The following is a 19,424-nucleotide window of genomic DNA, read 5'->3' on the forward strand; positions in this document are numbered from 1 at the left end:
CCTTTGTGTGCTGGAGGCTCACGAAGGTGAAAGTTGCAGTGCCCGGGAAGTGTCAAAACGCTGTCACCCGCAGGGCTGGGCAAATCTCCCATATTTTAACGTCGATCTCCGTCCAGCGAGAAGCTTCGAAACCTGATTCCGAGCTGCTTGAGCTGCCCTACCCCGGGAACCTCTGCCGCCGGGTGCACGAGCCCCAGGATGGAGTCGGATCGGAAGGGTAGGGGGACGTGCAGGGCCTCTCCTGCCCGGAGCATGCAACTGACAAGCTGCGAGGGCACCGGGACGGCACGTAGTGTTCTGCCTTGTGACGCGGCGATCTCGTTCATGAGCCGTCGGAACGGCACGGGTTCGGGGTTGGCCAGCCCTACCGGTTCCGGCAGGGGCATGTCCGATTCGGCAATACGCACCATGGCGGCTGCCATGTCTGCCTCATGCACGGTGAACTGATGGGAGCGCGCCCCGATGAGAGGTGTAACCGGCAGTTTGGTGAGTTTGCGCAGCGCGCCGGCCATCCCGGCCCAACCGGGGCCGTAAACCAGTCCGAGGCGGGTGGAGACGCCTCCCAGACTGCTGGCTGTGCGCTCACACGCCAGCTTGGCCTGGCCGTACAACTGTCGGGTTCCCTTGTAAGCGGACATCGAGGAGATGAAAATGACCCGGCGAACCCCTGCGTCGGCGGCATTGCGGAGGAGGTGCTGCGAGCCGGACACATTGACACCCCATACATCGCCGGCACTGACGAGACTCAGGTCCCATGCACTATGGATGAGCACATCTAGGTCGCTGAATGCGGGTCCCGACGGCGGGCGCTTAATCTCATATGGGCGCCATTCGGCGACGCCGGCCATTGCGGCGGCAGATGCGGAGGTCGCCCGGTTCGGGCGGGCGAACGCGATGACCTCATGCCCTTGCTGGGCGAAGGTAGCACGCAGGATGGACCCGACATACCCAGTCGCTCCGGTGATGCCGACCCGCATTGATGCTCACCCCGTCAGTTCCATCGCCTCGCAGGCGATGCGATGAGAATTGGCCATCACGGTCAGCGTAAAGGTAGTCGCCGGAACATTTGGGAAAACCGAACCGTCGATAAGATGAATCCGGTCCCAACGCGCCAGCCGCCCGACGCGGTCTGTCGTCGTACTCCGGGCGTCCCGCTCACTAGCGTGGGGAAAGCTGCCGCCAAAGTGGTAGCTCTTGGCCCCACCCGACCACAGCATTTGCGACGTGACCGGCCACAAATCAAGGTAAGGTGCTGCCCTATAGATGCGCTTTATTACGTCAGGCAGCGTCGGAGGCACGTCTTTGCCCCTGACCCTGGTCTCGCTGAACCCCTCGGCAGTAAGGGTAATCCGGGGTAGCTCATCAGGAGCTGCGGGCACCTGGGCTGTGATCCGTATCTTGGGTGACGCCCAGGATGGCAAATAGCCGAGGCCTACCGTCAATCGGCTCAGCAGCCGATCTGTCGCGAAGGCGGCGGCGGGATGTTGGAGGAAGCCGGGCAGCGCATCGTAGTATGCGTGGTTGAACGGGTAACAGTGAACCTGTGAGACGTCGAAGCCTTCGTCGTCCCGGCCGATGACCATGTTGAACTGGTTGAGTGTGAACTCGCGCCTTGTACGTGGGTCGGGAGTCGGCTTCACGGACATCATTGGAAGAACGAACTGAGCCGATTCCGAAAGATGGACCGGCTGGTCCGATCCGAGCGAGCCCAGGATCAGCCGAGTGGTGCCGATAGCTCCGCAACCCACGAAGACCCGGTCGGCTGCGAATCGCTGGATCCGGCCGCTGGATAGCTCCCGAGCCTCCACGACTGCCGTGTCGGCCTCCTGGCCGATTCGAACCGCGAGCAGCCCGCTGTGATAGTCAATCCTCCCGCTGCGCCTGAAGCGGTCGAAGCTGTGCGAGGCCGAGTAGATCAGCGACCGCGGGCACCCAGTCATGCACAGGCCGCAGGGCTGGCATTCGGGCGCCGAGAAGGCGAGCCGCGCGCGCCCTATGGTTATTCCGGTGGAGCGTACACGATCGCGGTGCCGGTCGTAGTTGGCCAGCACCATCTGCGTCCGCGGTGCCAGCGGCGGAAGCGGGTGCGGAGATCCGATGAGCGGAAACCACTCATCGAGATCGTCGGACTCTCCGGCGAACGGAATGTGACCAAGGATCGTCCGATAGTGCTCTTCCATATCCGAGAAACCGAACGGCCATCTCTTGAATGTGGCAGCGCTGAAGGGCATGATCTGGGCCCCCCAGACGTTGCTGAACCCTCCGTAGGCGCATGAGATCACAGCAGAGTTGACTCTACCCTGGGAGTGGACTCCGTCGAGTTGGCCCTTGTTGACAAACGGAAAATCGGATCCGTAGCTTCTCTTTTCAGGGAGCGAATCCGACTGTACGCGCTTGGGTTGCAATCCGATCCGGCGGACGTCCTCCTCATCCCAGTCGCCGACACGCAGCTTGGACAGCCTGGAGATTACCTCTTGCGTCTGGACGTCCAGCACGGTGCCCGGATCGAACACAGTTATCTTCTCGTCAGACTTCCCGGACAGCGCCAACACGGCGGCGGCTGCAGCCGGACCCGAACCAATGATTATCGAAGAAGGCATTCACTTCTCTCGCCCATTGGCTCGCGCGGCTGTGTTAAATACCTGCCTGGTGGCCTGTCGGCGCTGCCGGCGCAATCGCCGCGCCCGCTCGACATGACCGGCGGCGTGGCCTGCCGCGGCCAGACCTATGCCAATGATTATGGCCGAGGACCGGACCAGCCCATGGGGGTCACCCTTGGCGGCTTGCCAAATCCCTCGCGGTACGCCCTTGGTCAGCGCGTGCCAGACGAAGTGGGTTTCCGCACCCAGAGTTGCGGCGTCGCCCATCTGGGCAAGAGCCTCGACCTTCCCCTTGTTGACGAAGAAGCAGCGGCGCCAGAAGTACTTCCAACTCGGCCGTGAGGCGGGTACAAAGTGGCGGACGGTCGCTGCCGGTTCGTAGATGACAGCCTCACTACCCTTGATCTGCGCCACGCGGTGGCACATGTCCATGTCGTCGTGATTGTCGGAGTGGAACCCTCCCACCTGCTCAAGGAGGGTTCGCCGCACCGACATGTTGGCACCTATAAGATGAGCCAAGGGGCCTCGGCTTGTCGGAAGACCGTCATAAGCGCATCCGAACACCCAGTCGAACTGCACGGGAAACCAGGCCGGGCGGCTAGCCTCGAAAACCGGTAGGGGGCGCCCGCCGACGGCGCCGATGCGCTCATCCTGGTACGGGTCTGTGAGAATCCCGAGCCAGTCCTTGTCGGCCGCTGCATCGTCATCCAAGAACGCCAGAATGTCTCCCGCAGCTGTCTCGGCTGCCGTGTTTCGGGCCGACCCCAGGTGCCCGTCGTACTTGTTCTGGATCACCCGTATCGGAGGGGTGGATGCGGCGAAGCCAGCCCAGTACGCGGCACAACGGTGAAACAGGATTTCATTGTGGTCGATGCATACGATGATCTCGCAGGGTTGCAAGGTCTGCTCCTGAACCGAGGCCACCGACTGAAGCATCAGCTCCCATCTGTCCTCGGTGTAGGCACAGATAATCACCGAGATCGTGGGGGGGCGCGGGACCTGCCGGCGTTCGCTGGTGACGCCATGCTCGGTCTGCCCGGTTTTCGATCCAGGCTGACCGGTTGTGGCAACGGCAACGTCATTACCGCGGCGGGCAAAACCGATACTTAGGTTCCGGACGTGGCCCCGCTGGCCAACGCCAATCGGCGTACAGGATTGCGCAAGCATCAGAATACGCATCTAGGAATTCTCCCGACTTGAACTGCCAATGTCTGCCCCAAGCTCTTCGATAGACGATGCGATAAAGCCAGACTTCCACGCGCTGGATTCGGCTTACCCGGAAGCCGGCTCTCAGCATAAAGAAACCACGAGGGCCGAGGTTTGCGCCACAGAGGCTCGAGGCGGCCGCCGACGCCAAGCACGCGCGGGTCGGCGTAGGGCATCAGCAACTCGTCCAGCCAGCGCTCATCGGCGATCGCATCGTCATCGAGAAACGCCACGACCGGCGCGCGCGCCAATCCGGCTCCCGTCGTGCGACCGTCGCACAGTCCACGCACGTTGGTATTAGGTGTGACGACGACACCCTGGATCTCGCGCCGGGCGCTCTCCAAGAGCGCCTCATCGTTGTCGACAACGAGGACGATCTCGCGGGCCGGGCAGGTCTGGCGGCGCACCGACGCGATGGCCGCGTTCAAATCGTCCCAGCGATCGAGTGTGTCGGCGCAGATCACGACGGAGGCTTCGGTCATGGCAACTGCCGGCTGCTTTCTGAGGCCGGGCTGGTTTCGCGTGTCTGCGTCGCCCGAGCCGTGGCGGCTTTGAGGATGTTCCAGAGCGGACCTCCGTCGTTGTGAATATCGAACTTGTCATATTCGTCGACGGGATAGCGTCCGCTGTCCTGCCGCGACACCAGCCGCCACACCATCCAGCCGGCGCAGTTGCGCTCGCGCGTCAGCGTGTCGAGCCACATCGCGTAAGCCTGGGCAAAGTTCTGATTGGAGCGGGCATAGCCGAACTCCTCCAGAAGCACCGGCTTGCCGGCGCGAACTGCCAACCGGCAGAACTCGGTGATCAAGCTGTCGAACTGCTGGACGGTGAGCTTGTAGTAGAGCGGGTAACCGTGCCAGGTCCCGAAATCGAGAGTCGGGATCGTCAGATCCGATAGCTTCGACTCGACGTTAGCGTGCCCTGAGGTGACGAGATGGTTCGGATCGAGCGACTTCACGTAAGCCGTCATTTCGGTGGTCCAAGCCAATCGTAAGGCCTCCGGCTGCGCATTGCCTTCGTTCATTAGCTCCCAGGCCATGATGGTCGGATCATCCCGGTAGGCGAGCCCGGTGAGCGGGTTGACTCGCTGCACGACGTGGCTGACCCAGGTCCTGTAGTCGCGCTTCGTGCGCGGATCCTGGAAGAAAAACTCCGACTTCTCTTTGCTGAGGTCGGTGTCGTACTGGCTCTGCACGCCTGGGGCGTCCCGGCTCCCATACCAGGCCCGCATCTGCTGGGCGCCGCCTGTGAAGGCCCAGAAATCCAGGACGGCGATGATCAGCCTCAGGCGTCGCTTGCCGGCCTCGGCGATGAGGAAATCAACCTTCTGCATGCCGTCGGCGCCGTCATTGATCGCCATCCTGTTTTGGCTCGGGTCCCAGTAGAGCAGGTACGTGCCCTTGACCGAGAGATTGCTGGCTTCGCCTTCAAGCCGCCAATCCCAGATCGTAGGCTTGCTTCCGTCGAGCGACCCGATCACCGGCTGGAGGAAGGTGCGGACCACATTGGCGCCCATCGCCACCGCGTCATCGAGAACGCGGGTGACCTCATCCGGCGACCCGTAGGTCAGATAGTGGTTGTTTACGCCGGTCACGAAGAACGGCTTGCCGTCCAAGGTGAAGTTCGTTCCGGAAGTCTTGATAAAGGACGTTGCCGACGGGTCATCCGCGGCGCTCACGACTGCCGGAACGGACAGCAACGCGCACACCAGCACCCGCAGTCCGGCGTTGCGCAGCCTATTTCTCACTCGTTGCCAGCCAACAATCACCCGGCCATGTGGCTCTCGCCGGGCGCCGAGTGCAACAGCCCCGAAGGATTACCTCCTCTGACCTCGCACAGCCCGGGCGTCGTTCGGGCATAGTGGTGCTTGGCCGATTCCGGTCGCTCGAGTATGGACCCGTGCTGTCAGACATCGCTCCCAACCAAGAGTTCGGCTCCTCTTATTGGCGAGTCCCCGCGGTAGTAATAGGTGGGAAGTATTCTCGCGCTGTGACACGCGCCATCGCTTTCCATCTACATCCCTGGCCCGCGGGCCCGCGGCGGAGTCTTGGTAAGGCGGATCGCCGCAGGCGGTTCTCGTCAAGCTGTGAGCCGGCGTCCTTTTGAAATCCGCGGTCAGAACAACAATGCGCATTTGCCTGAGTCTCGATCCATCGCGGCTACTTCGGTGGCACCTCTGGCTGGCAGAAGCGCTTGCTGAAGTGCCCGGCAACGAGGTCTCCTGCGCTTTGGCGGCCGGTCGCCGCCCGCTGCCGTTGACCTGCCGTCTGCTGCTCGAACTCGAACGACTGGTCTATGGCTTTCGCGGGAACGGCGCCACTGACTCCGTCGAGGCGGCGCTGCGGTCCCTGCCGCCGCCTCCGTCCGACCAAGTGGACGTGGTGATCGATTTGAGCGGAGAGGAGACGCGCCCGGCGGGGCTGCGGGTGCTGACGCCGCTCTTCAACGGCGTACCCGGCGAGATCGGCGTCATGGCGGCCGTGGCGAATGATCAGGACCTTCTCGTCGACCTGCACGACACGGCGCGCCCGTTGCGGCCGTGGATGGCCCGTCCGGCCAGTGTAGACCGTGGAGTGTTCTCAGCGAGTCTAGACAGCGTCCTCTCCTGCGCTGTGCTGCTGATCCTCAAAGCCTTGCGCGAGGAAACCGGTTCAGCTGCGTCCGGTGTCCCCGGTTCACGGACGGCCGTGCCTTCACTTGGCGCATCCTCGGCCCTTGCAAGGGCGACCGGCACGGTGGCATCGAAAGCGATCAGGTTTTTGGACGTCCTGGCAAGAGGCGGCAGGATGTGGGGGGTTGGCTGGCGCTTCGATGAATCGGCGAGCCTGCTCGACAAAGGCGAAGCAACCTTCTCGGTGCTCACCGGAAGCACCGATAGCTACCTTGCCGACCCGTTCCCGTTCCGGCGCCAAGGGCAGGATTTCATTTTTGTCGAACAGTACCTCTACTCGAAGAACCGGGGGTGCATTGCGGTCGTGGCAGCGGACCGGGACGGGACCGTCGGCGCACCCCAGATCGTCGTGGAGGAACCGCATCACCTCTCATACCCGTTCGTGTTCGAGCAGGACGGGCAGATCTGGATGATCCCCGAATCGGGGACGGCCAGGAATGTTAGCCTCTACAGGGCAGTGGAATTCCCTTACCGGTGGACGCGGGAGGCCTGCCTCATCGAGGGGATCGAGGGCTACGATACCACGCCTCTCTGCCATGAGGGCGGCTTTTGGTTTTTCGTCAGCCCAAGGCGTTGGAGGTCCACGTCTTGGGATGTCCTCAGCCTCTACCGTGCCGAGAGCCTGACCGGGTCTTGGACGCCCCATGCCGCCAACCCGGTCCTGATCGATGCCAGGCTCAGCCGCCCCGCAGGCGCCGTCATCCGACACGGCGGACGCACGCTACGCCCGGTCCAAGACTGCGCGCGCGGCTATGGCAGCGCGGTGACGTTCTGCCAGATCGATGCGCTCGGGGCGTCGGAGTTTGCCCAGACCCCGGTCGGTCGCATTTGGTCCGGAGCGTTGGGGTGTCACACCTACAACCGCCGGTCTGGCTTGGAGGTGATCGACCTGTTCGGGCATATCCGGGGTTTGCGAGAGGTCACGACCTCCTATCGTTTGCTGGTACCCGACGCGCCGGTCTCGGGACCGCGTGGGGTCTCGGGACCGCGTGGGCAGTCCCTCTCTTGGGCGGTCTCGTCCGGGTCAGCCACCCGTAGCCAGGTGGTCGAGCGCAAGGTACCCCGCCCGAGAAGGGTCGGGCGCGCCCGACCCTTCTCGGGCACAGAATAAGCTCGGAAATCACGGCCGAGTGAAGGAGCGAGCCCACCTGCACATTGCAGCTTCTGGCCAGTGGCAATGTCAGCGTTGTCTGGACGTTCATTTCTTCGCGCCGACGATCTTCGCTGCCTTCCGCACGGTTCGGTCAGTAGAAAATTGTCGCTTGTGAGCTAGTGCCGGCCGCGGGTCGATGGATGTCCTCGCCGGCGTTGGAAGTGGCCCCAGAGGTCTGAACGGGTTTGGCAACGCTGCCAACACAGCTGCTGAAGTGATCGGTGCCGCTGCCGTGCTATCCGCGCTGGTGGTATGGGCTGGAAATAACCTGAAGAGATACCCCAAAAGAGCTAATCATCTATTGTCTTTTCCTAACCATCCATCGTCCTTCCATTTAAGATATGCATAGGTAATGCTCGCATACAACCTAAAAGTTAGGGGGCTGCAACAGATCTTATTTCACCTCATCTTCATTCTTCTTTCCACTATGGCCGGGAGCCCGCATATGATTGGATCAAGCACATCCGTGGATGTGGCGGTCATTGGAGCTGGCCCCCCCGGCTTGTCGCTGGCCGCGCATTTGCGCGCGCGCGATGTGGAGCACCGGACGTATGACCCGGTCCATCATCTCGCCCGATACCTATCGGCAGTCCTGGCGCGCTTTCAGCCCGCCCCCTGGGTTCCATCGTACGACCTTAAAGCGCTGCCATGAACGCCCGTCTTTCCAGCATTGTCGCCCCCATCGGTGCCGCATCGCCGCCTGACTCGATCAATTTCGCGCTGCGGCGATCGTTGATTCTGCCTCGAGTCAGCTTTGTCGTCCCGACGCTCAATGAAGCCGAGAACCTCCCTTGGCTTCTGCCGCGCATCCCCAACTGGGCGCATGAGATCATTATCGTGGATGGCCGTTCCACCGACGACACGGTCGCGGTCGCGCGCCGCCTGCGCGAGGACGTGAAGGTTGTCATGGAGCCCCGCCGGGGCAAGGGCGCTGCACTGCAAGCGGGATTCCTGGCCGCCACAGGCGACATCATCGTCATGCTGGACGCCGACGGCTCCATGGTCCCGGAGGAGGCGATCGTGTTTGTCAGTGCGCTGATGGCCGGCGCGGATCTCGTTAAGGGTTCACGATTTATCCAGGGCGCCGGCACCGGTGACATGTCGCTGTTCCGGATGTTCGGCAACACGGGCCTGACCCTGTTCGTGCGGCTGCTCTATGGCGGTTGGTTCTCCGATCTATGCTACGGATACATAGCCTTCTGGACCAAGCACGTCGCCACGCTGAACTGCGATTGCGACGGGTTCGAGATCGAGACCCTCATCAACGTGCGAGCTTTGAAGAACCACCTCAATATCGTCGAGGTGGCAAGTTTCGAGGCTCGGCGCATCAGCGGTGTGAGCCACCTGCGCGCCATCCCGGACGGCTGGCGCGTCCTCAAAACCATCCTGCGCGAGAGGCTGCACCAACAGCACAGGCGGAGCGCCACAGCCTGTGATGACGGTGGACAACCCCGATGCGAATCCTGATGGTTGCCGCTCGCTGCTACCCCTTCATGGGCGGCATCGAAACTCACATCCAGGAGGTCGGCCCTCGCTTGGCTGCGCGTGGCCACGCGGTTGACGTGCTCACTACCGATCCTTCGGGGGAGCTGCCGGTTGAGGAGGCGGTGCCCGGCATGCGCGTGCAGCGCGTGCCGGCCTGGCCGAGGGAGCTGGACCTCTACGTGGCGCCCCGCATTTATACCGCCATCCGGCGCGGGGTTTGGGATCTGATCCATTTCCAAGGTTACAACAGCTTCGTGGCGCCGATCGGGCTGCTGGCGGCCGTCCGCGGGGACCTTCCGTTCATCCTGACCTTCCACAGCGGCGGGCATTCCTCCCGGCTGCGCAACGCCATGCGCGGCACGCAGCACGCGCTGCTCCGGCCGCTAGTGGCCCGGGCCGCGCGGCTGATTGGCGTCTCCGAATTCGAAGCCAGCTTCTTCAGCGCGAGGATGGGCGTGCCGCGGGAACGGTTTGTGGTCATCCCGAACGGTGCCGCGATGCCGGTTGCGAGCCCCGGCGTCAAAGTCGATCCGCACCTGATCGTCTCGGGCGGCAGGTTGGAGCGTTACAAGGGCCATCACCGGGCGATTGCGGCCTTGCCCGAACTGATCCGCCGGGTACCGGATGCCCGACTGCACATCGTCGGAAGAGGCCCGTACGAGGGAGAATTACGACGCCTCGTCGCGACGCTCGGCCTCGAAAAGCGGGTCACCATTGCGGGAATCCCCGGATCCGAGCGGCAGAAAATGGCAGACCTCCTGGCGAGCGCCGCGCTCTTCATACTGTTCAGCGAATACGAGGCCCATCCGGTCGCCGTGATGGAAGCCCTTTCACTTCGCCGTCCGGTCCTCGTCAGCGACACGTCCGGTCTGCGGGAGCTGGCCACCAACGGCCTGTGCCGGGCGATCCCGTGCAACGCCGGTCCGGGAGAGCTGGCCGCCGCCATGGCCGAGGAACTCGAGTCCCGTCGGGAGGTCCCGGATTTGGCGCTGCCCGACTGGGATGCTTGCGCGCACGCGCTTAGCGACGTCTATTATGATGTCCTCGGCAACCGATCCACTGTCCCCGTGCCCCCCGGTGGCCTGACATCCTGGTCTCCTGCGAGGAGAGTATGATGCTGATGTTGCCAGCTCATTTCACCGCAGGAACCAGGATCAACCCGCTCCAGGTCGGGATCCGATTCGTCTCGGCCGTTGTCGGTCCCGACCTTCGCGACGGCAGCGCCGATGGCCCATCGCAACGCGCCAGTTCCGGATGGATCGCGGCTCTATGCCTAACGATCGCCGCGGCTCTACTCCTGGTCGTGGCCGGGCACGCAGCCGGGCGCCGGGACTATGACGTGGCGGCGCCGCTCTTCTGGTCCGGTGTCGTTCTCCTGGTCGCTCCGATCAGCCTTCGCATCGCCTGGCCGACAACAGCCAGGGGTGAGCGCCTGGTGCTCCTGTTCCTGCTTGCCGAAGCCCTGTTCTACTGCAAGCTAGTCTATTCCCCGACAAGCTTCAGCGGTTACGACGAGGTTTTGCACTGGATCGCGGCCGAGGATCTCATCACAGCCCGGCGGCTGTTCCTGTCCAACCCGCTTTTTCCTATCGGGTCAAGCTACCCCGGCCTGGAAATCCTGACGACCGCGATCGTCGATTTGACGGGACTGCCCTTGTTTGTGGCGGGAGCGCTCTTGTTGGTCATCCTTAAGGGCACGTTCATCGGTGCACTGTTTCTGTTCCTTGAAAGCATCGCCGGATCGCCGCGTATCTCGGCCGTCGCCTGTCTGGCCTATATGGGTTGCTCAACCTTCTTCCTGTTCGACTCGATGTTCTCTTACGAGAGCCTCGGCATGGTGCTGTGCCTGCTGACTTTCGCGGTTGAAGCAGCGTCCAAGGATCTCGTCGGGCAACCGAGGCTGAAGTCGCTCGGGTTGATTGCATTGCTGTTGGCAAGCCTCGCGGTCACGCATCACCTCTCGGCCGCCTTCGCCGCCATCTATTTCGGAGCGCTAGCGGCCCTCGAGGCTTTGCGCCGGCAAGACTCCCTTCGGATCAAGACCAGCATTGCCGTGGGTCTCGCCGCCATCCTCGCCATAGCCCTGCCGATCCTGTGGGTGCAGGCCCGTGACGTCCCTCTCACAGGCTATCTCGGTCCGGTGATCGAGTCCGGCTTCGACACATTGCTCGGGAAGATCCGAGGCGCGCCCACCCCGCCGTCGGAGCACCTCGGAGCGCCGGACAAGGCCCTCTACATGCGGCTCACCACTTTGCTGGCGCTCCTGCTGGTGGCGCTCGGACTGGCAACGGGATTCTTTCGGTCGCTGGCCCTGGCAGCGCCGAGCGGTGCGCGATCCGGTTGGCGTCCCATCCACGGCATTCTCAAACGCCGCTGGCGCGACAGCCGCCTCGTGCTGCTCAGCTTGCTGGCCTTCGGCCTCCCAGTCTCGGTGGCCTTCCGACTGACCGTCGCCGGCTGGGAAATCGGCAACCGCATGGGAACGTTCGTGTTCATCGGCGTTGGACTGGTCGTCGCGGTGAGCATCGTCCACTTCTGGCAGGGTCGCGCGCCACGCGGGTGGCGCCGCATCGCGCCTGCCGTTGCCTTGGTGATCATGGTCCTAGGCGGCGTGACGAGTTCTTCGATTAATCCGATCCATGGGCGCTACAGGGTGGGTGCAGATCAGGAATCGATCGAGCCGATGGGGATCGAAACGGCACTCTGGGCCAGGGAATGGCTGGGTGCCGGCAACCGGTTCACCACCGACCGTATCAACCGTCTTCTGCTTGCGGGTTACGGCCGGCAGGACGTCCGAGTCACCATCGTCAAAGGGATCGATCCCGCGCGCATATTCGATGCCGAGACATTGGGGCCCGACGAGTTTTGGGCGTTGGCGCGAAGCGACATCGATTTCCTGCTCGTTGACCTTCGCCTGACCACGGCTCCGCCGGTGCTCGGCTTTTACTTTCAGCCGTGGCAAGCCCAGCAGGGAACTCCGCTCTCGGGCGCAGCGCTGCTCAAGTTCAATGACGTCAAGGGCGTCACCCGCATCTACGACAACGGCTGGATCGTCATCTACGATGTGAGAGGATTGCATGAGAATTCGTAGCAAGTGGGACCTTCTGGCCGCGTGCCTGTGGGCGGGGGCCGCAGTGGCTGCCGTTTCGGTTAGCGACAGCTTGCTCCTGCGTACTGCCCTGGGCGCGCCCATGGTGTTTTTCGTCTCGGGCCACGTGGTGCTGCGGGCCATGGGTGTCAGGACCACCTCCGCCTTGCAACACCTGGCCTACGCGGTCGGAGCAAGCCTCGCCGCCGGCATTGCCGGGGGCTTTGCCCTGAACGCCGCAGGCTTCCTTACACCGCTCGGGTGGGCGCTGTGGTTCTGGGCCGTGACGGCCGCCGCGGCGCTGCTGGCGGCCGAGCGCCGCGACACACCCGATCTGCCAGCCTGGCCGGCACCAGCGCGGATCCGGTTCTGGCAGGGGGCCGCGTTCATGCTAGCGCTGCTCGTGGCGACCGGAGCCTACGCGGTTGCTGTCCGGGACGAAGCGGCCTACCGGGAATTCAAATACACCGCGTTCTGGTTGTTGCCGTCGGCCAGTGGCGAGTCCGGCCAGATCACCGTCGGCATCAGGAGCGCCGAGACCCAACCTCAGCGATTCGACCTGGAAATCACCCTTGATGGGCAGCCGTTCGCCATCTTCCGATCGCTCACCATCGCGCCGGGCGACACCTGGATACGGAAAATCCCGGTGCCCGTCTTGGGAACTCGCCAGACGGCCGAGGCGCGGCTCTATCGACCGGAAGACAACCGGCTCTATCGCAGCGTTTCGACGATGGTGCCGCGCATCTAGAACGAGGCTGGACCATGCGCATCCTGCTGCTATCACAGTTCTATCCTCCGGTGATCGGGGGAGAGGAGCGGCACGTCCGCAATCTCGGCGCGGCGCTGGCGCAGCGGGGCCATCATGTCAGCGTCGGGACTTTGATGCATCCTGGATCGCCTGAAACCGAGCTGGACGGCGCGGTCCGCGTGCATCGCCTGCAGGGAACGCTCCAGCGCCTGTCGGGCCTTCACACCGATCCCGAGCGGCGCCATGCACCGCCCTTTCCAGATCCCGAATTGGTGCTTGCCCTGAGGCGGCTGGTCGCTCGGGAGGAGCCGGACATAGTCCACGCCCATAACTGGATCTACGCGTCCTTCCTGCTGCTCAAAGGTTGGAGTAGGGCGCGCCTCGTGGTTACGCTCCACGATTACGGCCTTGTCTGCGCCAAGAAGAACTTCATGCATTTGGGCGCCCGTCTCTGCAGTGGCCCAGCGCCGGCCAAGTGCCTGCCCTGCGCCGCAGGACATTACGGGGCGGTGAAGGCAGCCGCGACCACTTTGGGCAACTGGGCGTCGAGTTTTGCCGCTCGGCGCGCGGTGGACCGTTTCATCGCGGTGAGCCACGCGGTGGCGCGCCACACCGGACTGACCGAAGGCCGCGCCCCCTACGAGATCATCCCGAACTTTGTGCCCGATGATGTTGCGATGCTTGGCCCGGAACATCCCTGTCTGCGTGAGCTACCCCGGGGTGAATTCATCCTGTTCGTCGGTGATATGATGCGCCTCAAGGGCATTGACGTTCTCCTGCAAGCCTATGCCGGCCTGGAACGGGCGCCGCAGCTGGTCCTGATCGGGCGCCGGGTCGCCGATACGCCAACAGAGTTTCCGCCGAGCGTTCGCGTCTTCAATGCATGGCCGCATTCCGCCATCATGCATGCGTGGCGGCGCTCACTGTTCGGGGTGCTGCCGTCGGTCGGGCCCGAAGCCTGCGCGACGGTCATCATGGAAGCGATGGCTTCCGGCAAGGCGGTCGTCGCAACCGGCGTGGGCGGCATGCCGGATCTCGTCGATCATGGCGAAACCGGGCTTCTCGTGCCGCCCGGTGATGCGCACGTCCTTGCCCACGCAATGCAGACCCTTCTGCAGGACCGCGCCTTGCTCGCTCGCCTGGAGGCGACAAGCCTCGCCCGAGTCGGGCGCCTCAAGGCAGGAGCGGTCGTGACTCGGATCGAGCAGGTCTACCGGGACGTCGTGTGCCCAGCCGCTAGCAGGTCAGCGGTACCGGCGCAGCAAGGTTCGGGGGAGCCATCATGCCAATAGGTCTCGTGGGGACAGCCATTATTCGCGTCCGGCGAGAGCTTCAAAAGAGCGCCGCGCTCGTTCTGAATTCCGGCGCTGTGGCGATCGGAACGATTGCAACGGCCGGTCTTGGGTTTGTCTATTGGTGGCTCGCGGCCCGGCTGTTTCCGCCGGAGGTGATCGGCAAGGCCTCCGCTCTCCTGTCCGTGATGGCGCTCGTCGGCCTGCTGGGCGAAGCCGGGCTCGGGACCCTGCTGATGGGTGAAATCGTACGGCATCCCGGCAAGGGGCGCGGCCTCGTGGCCGCTGCAGCGTCCGTCGGGGTGGCGCTGGGGGTCGGCCTGGCCTTGTTGTTTGTCTTCGGGGAGGCGTACCTCAACAGCTCGACCGGGCCGATCGGCGGCTGGTTCGAGGCTGTTACGTTCGTCCTCGGCTGCTGCCTGACCGTACTCTGCGCGATGGTCGATCTGGCGCTCGTCGGCAACCTGCGCAGCACCGGCAGGATGATCCGGCAGGTGCTGTTCTCCACGTTCAAGCTGATGCTGATCGCCGTCGCCGCTGCCGCTGGCTACACCTCCAATGCCGCGCTTCTTCTGAGCTGGGTGGCCAGCCTGGTGGCGTCCTGTATCGGCGTCGATCTCTTGACCCGGGGCGGTGCGCGTCGCCTCGTTGGGCCTCCCGATTTCCAGCTGCTCCATACGCTCCGAAGCAAGGTCTTCGACCACTACGCGCTCGATGTCGCCTCGCAGGCACCAGTCGTCATCATGCCCTACCTTGTGCTGGTTCTCCTGTCGCCGATCACAAATGCCGCCCTCATGCCGTTGTGGATGCTGGTCTTTACGGCCTCGTTGATTCCAGCAGCCATGGCCACGATCCTGTTCCCTGTGATCAGAACAAGCCCGAAACAATCCAGACACGACATCCTTGTGTCGCTGTCGGCGTCATTGCTCTTCTCGCTGGCCTGTGCCGTCTTCGTCTTCACCTATTCGCAGGAGATCCTTGCGGTCTTCAATCCGGTCTATCCTGAGATCGCCGGTTCGAGCCTACACTTCCTCGGCTTCAGCCTGTTGGGATCAACGCTCAAATTTCATGCCTGTACGCTGGCGCGGTTGGGCGACAGGATGCGCAAGGCATCTCGCTGGTTCGCGCTTGGCGGATTGCTGGAGCTGTGCTTCGTGGTCGCGGGGGCGAAGCTTGATGGACTTCAAGGCCTGGTCCTAGGCTGGACGCTCGCGGTCAGCATCGAGGGTGCATGTGCCGCCCTGATTTTGGCCTTCGCGATGAAACTGGATTCTGCGGCCGGCCCCGCGCACGACCGACCGACCGCGTCGCCGCTCCAGACTTGAGGAGACACCGATTATGGCGCTGGATTGTCGACTGCAATTGGATGGCCCGTGGGCCATCGCGATCGGACTCGTCGGCGTCGAGCACTTCGGCTGGCCGTGGGTCAAAACGCACTTCCGCATCGGGGCGGGAGCGCTGCGGGTCCAACTGTTCTTCATTTTGAGTGGCTTCCTGATCACGCGCAACTTGCTGTTCAGACTGGAGCAGCCTGCGGGCGAAGTCATCCGCAAGTTCTTCCCTATAATTCGATCGGCGACCCGGACAAGGCACGCTACCTTTTGGGATTTCAAGCAGAACATTCTCTAGCAGCAGGACTGGCTAAACCTCTGTTACATAGGCACACCCAATGACGACGACGGCGAATATTGCTCTGCAAATTTTCACCGATATGGACGCGGTGGAAGCTCAATGGAGAACATTAGAGCAGCATGCGGATTGTACCGTATTCCAATTGTTTGATTGGCAGATGGAATGGTATCACCACATCGGCTCCAAAGAGAGACTGATCCCGGTGATCGTGCTGGGTCTCGACGATACCGGCATGGCGGTTTTTATTCTGCCATTGGCGATCGAACGCCATAGTCTGATCCGCCGGCTGGTCTGGTTTGGATCGGAATTGTGCGATTATAATTCGCCCATTCTGGCGATAAATTTTAGCGATCACGTGAAACCTGGCCGATTCGGCCGCCTGTGGAAAGACATAATTCGGGCGATTCAAGACTATCCTCGACTTCGTTTCGACACTGTTGAATTTTCCAATATGCCCAGTGTTGTCGGCTCCCAACCTAATCCCTTTCTCGAGTTGCCGGTCTTGCTGGCTAATTGCGCCGGGCATGTCGCAACCCTCCCGGAAGCGAACTGGAATAGGTTTTATGCGTCAAAGTTTTCGAATTCGACGCTGCATACCCACCGGCGCAAGGCCAAAAACCTCGCCAAGCAAGGTGGCGGCGCGATTCGCTTTGTAGACGTGCAAGATCAGGCCGAGATCGAGTGCACCATTGCAAAGCTGATCGAACAAAAACGGAGCAGCTATGCCCGAATGGGTGTTCATGATATGTTCGAACGTCCGGGTTTTCGCGAATTTTATTTGGCGATTGTCGCCAATCCTCGGTTGCGCGAGGTCATCCATGTCACGCGGCTGGATGTGGATGGGATTCCGGTGGCGACGGGTCTGGGTCTCCGGTTCAATTCCAGTTATTCACTGGTGATGTCGAGTTATCTGGAGGAGTTTGCCAAATACAGTCCCGGGCGTCAGCATATTCAGGAAATGATGCAATATGCCATTGGCCGGAAGATTCAGAAATTCGATTTCACGATCGGCGACGAGCCTTATAAGCTTTCGTGGTCCGATATCAATTTGCTTCTGTTTTTCCATTTTGATAGCAGAACTTTGCTCGGTCGTATTGTCGTTGCGGTGCGAATGGCTATCCATTATATAGATACATGGTATGCCAAAACGCCGTTAGTAAAGCCGCCGCTGCGGCAGGTTGTTCGCAAGACAAGACGATCCTTGCATCGCATGTTTCTCTGACTGGACGATCGTGAGTTTGAAATCGGTGTGGGATACATCATAGCGCTTCGCGAAAAAGTATGGTACAATGCGGTTTATCTGCGGGAGACGATGATGTATAGTGCAGATATTGGGATTGTAGGAGGCGGTCTGGGGCGGCTCTATCGCCGCCGCGACGCTCGGGCGAGCCGGATTTCGATCGTCCTGATCGACGTGCATCATCCCTGTGCGGAGGATTTTTGCTGCGAGAAAATTGAGGAGAAGCACTTCAAGTTGCTTCGCGAGACTGGCGGGTCGATGGAGGGGATTCCGTCAAAGCTGTTTACCGAACTGTGGATTGCGCGGTTTGGTCGCGTGATAAACAAGCGCGCTAGTTTGGTTTTGCAGCAAAAGACGGAGTCTTGAATTTTCTTCGACACCGTTTGGTGCCGTCATGATCGTGCTGTCAATGAAGTGGTGAGCGGAGGAGCGGGAATTGAATAATATTGATGTAGCGGTCCTCGGGGGTGGTACCGCCGGCTCGTTAGCCGCTGCGATGCTTGGCCGGATGGAGATTTCGACCATCCTTGTTGATATCCATCAAGTCTATCCAGTGGAGTTTCGCTGCGAAAAACTCGATGACGATCAAGTCGACTTGCTCAAAAAAACCGGGCTGGCGGATGCCGTATTGGCGGCTGCGACACCGATGACTGAGATATCGGTGGCCCGTCACGGTTATGTCATCGGTAAAAAGCATGGGAAACACGGCGAGCCTTGCGAATATGGGATGGCTTATCAGGATTTGGTAAATGTTATTCGCCGCCAGATTCCAGATAGCGTCCAATTCATCTGCGCTAAAGTGACCAAAATAACGACGAGCTCCGACCGGCAGAAAGTTACCCTGTCAAATGGTGACACATGGTCGACCCGATTGATTGTGGTGGCGACCGGCTTAAACAATGTCGTCCGGGGTGCGATCACGCGATCCGAGATCAGCAAATGCCACTCGATCAGTGTTGGTTTTGATCTCACCTCTAAAGCTGGTTTCAAATTTCAAGCTTTAACGTATTTTGCGGAAAAGCCAGGGCCCATGGGTTATGTGAGCATGTTTCCGATTGGTTCAAGAATGCGCGCCAATGTGTTCGTCTACCATGGTGATATACGCCATGCGTGGTGTCAGGAAGTGCGCACATCGCCGTTATCTGCATTGTATGCGGTAATGCCCCGATTGAAGCGTCTCCTTGGTGATGCTGTCGTGTCAAGCGATATTCAGATTCGACCCGTTGATCTTTACGCCGCGCAGAATCACGAACAGCAACCCGGTCTGGTATTGGCTGGTGACAGTTTTGCTACCAGCGATCCGGCGGCGGGTACCGGTCTCAATAAAGTGCTAACCGACGTTGATCGGTTACGCCATCATATTCCGACATGGTTAGCCACACCCGGAATGGGGGTCGAGAAAATCCGGACATACTACAATGACCCCGTCAAAGTTGCCTGTGATGAATGGTCGCTTGCTGAAGCATCTTACAACCGATCACTGGCGTCCGATACAACGCTTTTATGGCGTATTCGTCGGATGGGCAGGATTGGTCTCGACATGATGGGAATCTCGATCCCACAACTTCGCTTGGCGGCAAGCGCAGTTCGTTGGGGAGCAGGCTGAACTTGGCGGTATCGACAGCGTTGTTGGCAGCAACGAGCTCATTAACGCCCCATGGCCGAACAGCCTGCTTTCGAGGCCAATCCCCGTAAACGCGCGTGACAGCTCACGATAGCTATATTCCTTCAGGTGGAATCCACATGCAACTTTGTCAAAGTATACCGAATGTCGTGAGGACCCGTGACCGCGTGTGTAGTGATGCAGTAGTAGGCACCGCCAGGTACAAGAACACGGTATAGCTGCGAAAGCTGCCTTACTGCGTCGGGGTGGAGGTGCTCCATCAACCGACCACTAAACACAAAATCAAGACTATTATCGGCGAAAGGTAGATCGATACCATCGATCTTGGCAAATTGAAAATTGGCAGGCTTCTCCCAGGTGGCGATAACGCGTCAGTTACGTTGATTGCATCTGATGAGCAATTATTGCACATTGCTAAGGCTAGCTTACGGCCCCCAATTCGCCGAAACGCGCGCCTTTCTGGACAAAAAAGCTTGCTGTACACTTTAGCATGGAGGCTGAGCCGAGCGTCTTGATCTGAATTCAGCAGCTGAGTAGCCAGAGCCTTCTCGATTTGATAGTGCGCAGATTTCGCTCGTACGCGCGTCGTGACAAAATTCCGAGATCTTTGACCAATCCCCCTTGATTGGCACCTGCATCCCGTTCGATGTCATCTCACTGCAACTTTGTCAGTGATCCGAACTCC

At 61.2% G+C, this 19,424-nt stretch carries 17 protein-coding genes; 11 read left to right on the forward strand and 6 right to left on the reverse strand.

Annotation, left to right across the window (positions count from 1 at the left end; all coding sequences use genetic code 11):
* Nucleotides 1-95: 95 nt before the first annotated feature.
* The 5 genes from NKI58_RS16190 to NKI58_RS16210 are packed head-to-tail and all read right to left on the reverse strand — an operon-like array spanning nt 96 to nt 5,574.
* Nucleotides 96-977 (reverse strand): NAD-dependent epimerase/dehydratase family protein, encoded by an 882-nt coding sequence (locus tag NKI58_RS16190; protein WP_352591333.1) that lies wholly within the window; start codon nt 975-977, stop codon nt 96-98.
* A 6-nt stretch (nt 978-983) separates the two neighbouring features.
* On the reverse strand, nt 984-2,600 hold the full coding sequence (locus NKI58_RS16195; protein ID WP_352591336.1) for a Rossmann-fold NAD(P)-binding domain-containing protein: 1,617 nt from the start codon (nt 2,598-2,600) through the stop codon (nt 984-986).
* On the reverse strand, nt 2,601-3,779 hold the full coding sequence (locus tag NKI58_RS16200; protein WP_352591339.1) for a glycosyltransferase family 2 protein: 1,179 nt from the start codon (nt 3,777-3,779) through the stop codon (nt 2,601-2,603).
* Nucleotides 3,767-4,288 carry a glycosyltransferase family 2 protein gene (locus NKI58_RS16205; RefSeq protein ID WP_352591342.1) on the reverse strand — a complete coding sequence of 174 codons (522 nt, stop codon included), beginning with the start codon at nt 4,286-4,288 and terminating at the stop codon, nt 3,767-3,769. Before NKI58_RS16205 ends, NKI58_RS16200 begins: the two co-directional genes overlap by 13 nt.
* Entirely contained in the window at nt 4,285-5,574 is a 1,290-nt protein-coding gene (locus tag NKI58_RS16210) for a glycoside hydrolase 5 family protein (RefSeq protein ID WP_352591345.1), read from the reverse strand. Before NKI58_RS16210 ends, NKI58_RS16205 begins: the two co-directional genes overlap by 4 nt.
* 334 nt (nt 5,575-5,908) lie before the next feature.
* On the opposite strand from NKI58_RS16210, the gene NKI58_RS16215 reads away from it, so the two are divergent.
* The 11 genes from NKI58_RS16215 to NKI58_RS16265 all read left to right on the forward strand — a co-directional run bounded on the left by NKI58_RS16215 (nt 5,909) and on the right by NKI58_RS16265 (nt 18,721).
* Nucleotides 5,909-7,588 (forward strand): glucosamine inositolphosphorylceramide transferase family protein, encoded by a 1,680-nt coding sequence (locus NKI58_RS16215; protein ID WP_352591348.1) that lies wholly within the window; start codon nt 5,909-5,911, stop codon nt 7,586-7,588.
* A 690-nt stretch (nt 7,589-8,278) separates the two neighbouring features.
* Nucleotides 8,279-9,097 carry a glycosyltransferase family 2 protein gene (locus NKI58_RS16220; protein ID WP_352591351.1) on the forward strand — a complete coding sequence of 273 codons (819 nt, stop codon included), beginning with the start codon at nt 8,279-8,281 and terminating at the stop codon, nt 9,095-9,097.
* On the forward strand, nt 9,085-10,230 hold the full coding sequence (locus NKI58_RS16225; RefSeq protein ID WP_352591354.1) for a glycosyltransferase family 4 protein: 1,146 nt from the start codon (nt 9,085-9,087) through the stop codon (nt 10,228-10,230). The genes NKI58_RS16220 and NKI58_RS16225 overlap by 13 nt, the downstream gene beginning before the upstream one ends.
* Nucleotides 10,230-12,206 (forward strand): putative glycosyltransferase family protein, encoded by a 1,977-nt coding sequence (locus tag NKI58_RS16230; protein ID WP_352853556.1) that lies wholly within the window; start codon nt 10,230-10,232, stop codon nt 12,204-12,206. Before NKI58_RS16225 ends, NKI58_RS16230 begins: the two co-directional genes overlap by 1 nt.
* Nucleotides 12,193-12,951, forward strand: a complete 759-nt coding sequence (locus tag NKI58_RS16235) for a hypothetical protein (protein WP_352853558.1) — start codon at nt 12,193-12,195, stop codon at nt 12,949-12,951. The genes NKI58_RS16230 and NKI58_RS16235 overlap by 14 nt, the downstream gene beginning before the upstream one ends.
* Before the next feature lie 14 nt (nt 12,952-12,965).
* A complete protein-coding gene (locus NKI58_RS16240; RefSeq protein WP_352454209.1) occupies nt 12,966-14,243 on the forward strand; it encodes a glycosyltransferase family 4 protein in 1,278 nt (425 codons plus the stop codon).
* Entirely contained in the window at nt 14,234-15,568 is a 1,335-nt protein-coding gene (locus tag NKI58_RS16245) for a lipopolysaccharide biosynthesis protein (protein WP_352591363.1), read from the forward strand. Before NKI58_RS16240 ends, NKI58_RS16245 begins: the two co-directional genes overlap by 10 nt.
* Before the next feature lie 13 nt (nt 15,569-15,581).
* Complete coding sequence (locus tag NKI58_RS16250) at nt 15,582-15,872, forward strand: hypothetical protein (RefSeq protein ID WP_352591366.1); 291 nt, start codon at nt 15,582-15,584, stop codon at nt 15,870-15,872.
* 40 nt (nt 15,873-15,912) lie between these two features.
* The gene (locus tag NKI58_RS16255; protein ID WP_352591369.1) at nt 15,913-17,097 is read left to right on the forward strand and encodes a GNAT family N-acetyltransferase; all 1,185 of its coding nucleotides are present in this window, start codon (nt 15,913-15,915) and stop codon (nt 17,095-17,097) included.
* 27 nt (nt 17,098-17,124) lie between these two features.
* A complete protein-coding gene (locus NKI58_RS16260) occupies nt 17,125-17,481 on the forward strand; it encodes a hypothetical protein (protein ID WP_352591372.1) in 357 nt (118 codons plus the stop codon).
* 70 nt (nt 17,482-17,551) lie between these two features.
* Nucleotides 17,552-18,721 (forward strand): FAD-dependent oxidoreductase, encoded by a 1,170-nt coding sequence (locus NKI58_RS16265; RefSeq protein WP_352591375.1) that lies wholly within the window; start codon nt 17,552-17,554, stop codon nt 18,719-18,721.
* A gap of 122 nt (nt 18,722-18,843) precedes the next feature.
* Here NKI58_RS16265 and NKI58_RS16270 read toward each other — a convergent pair whose 3' ends face one another.
* Nucleotides 18,844-19,104 (reverse strand): class I SAM-dependent methyltransferase, encoded by a 261-nt coding sequence (locus tag NKI58_RS16270; RefSeq protein ID WP_352591653.1) that lies wholly within the window; start codon nt 19,102-19,104, stop codon nt 18,844-18,846.
* Nucleotides 19,105-19,424 lie beyond the last annotated feature (320 nt).

The sequence above is a fragment of the Mesorhizobium sp. M0522 genome, from assembly GCF_040321085.1.
In the GTDB taxonomy this organism is placed as follows: Bacteria; Pseudomonadota; Alphaproteobacteria; order Rhizobiales; family Rhizobiaceae; genus Mesorhizobium.

Bases quoted from the DNA above. Each gene is read 5' to 3' on its own strand.
- NKI58_RS16235 (WP_352853558.1), top strand. From the start codon at position 12,193: ATGAGAATTCGTAGCAAGTGGGACCTTCTGGCCGCGTGCCTGTGGGCG.
- NKI58_RS16195 (WP_352591336.1), bottom strand. From the start codon at position 2,600: ATGCCTTCTTCGATAATCATTGGTTCGGGTCCGGCTGCAGCCGCCGCC.
- NKI58_RS16205 (WP_352591342.1), bottom strand. From the start codon at position 4,288: ATGACCGAAGCCTCCGTCGTGATCTGCGCCGACACACTCGATCGCTGG.
- NKI58_RS16230 (WP_352853556.1), top strand. From the start codon at position 10,230: ATGCTGATGTTGCCAGCTCATTTCACCGCAGGAACCAGGATCAACCCG.
- NKI58_RS16255 (WP_352591369.1), top strand. From the start codon at position 15,913: ATGACGACGACGGCGAATATTGCTCTGCAAATTTTCACCGATATGGAC.
- NKI58_RS16220 (WP_352591351.1), top strand. From the start codon at position 8,279: ATGAACGCCCGTCTTTCCAGCATTGTCGCCCCCATCGGTGCCGCATCG.
- NKI58_RS16190 (WP_352591333.1), bottom strand. From the start codon at position 977: ATGCGGGTCGGCATCACCGGAGCGACTGGGTATGTCGGGTCCATCCTG.
- NKI58_RS16200 (WP_352591339.1), bottom strand. From the start codon at position 3,779: ATGCGTATTCTGATGCTTGCGCAATCCTGTACGCCGATTGGCGTTGGC.
- NKI58_RS16225 (WP_352591354.1), top strand. From the start codon at position 9,085: ATGCGAATCCTGATGGTTGCCGCTCGCTGCTACCCCTTCATGGGCGGC.
- NKI58_RS16240 (WP_352454209.1), top strand. From the start codon at position 12,966: ATGCGCATCCTGCTGCTATCACAGTTCTATCCTCCGGTGATCGGGGGA.
- NKI58_RS16250 (WP_352591366.1), top strand. From the start codon at position 15,582: ATGGCGCTGGATTGTCGACTGCAATTGGATGGCCCGTGGGCCATCGCG.
- NKI58_RS16245 (WP_352591363.1), top strand. From the start codon at position 14,234: ATGCCAATAGGTCTCGTGGGGACAGCCATTATTCGCGTCCGGCGAGAG.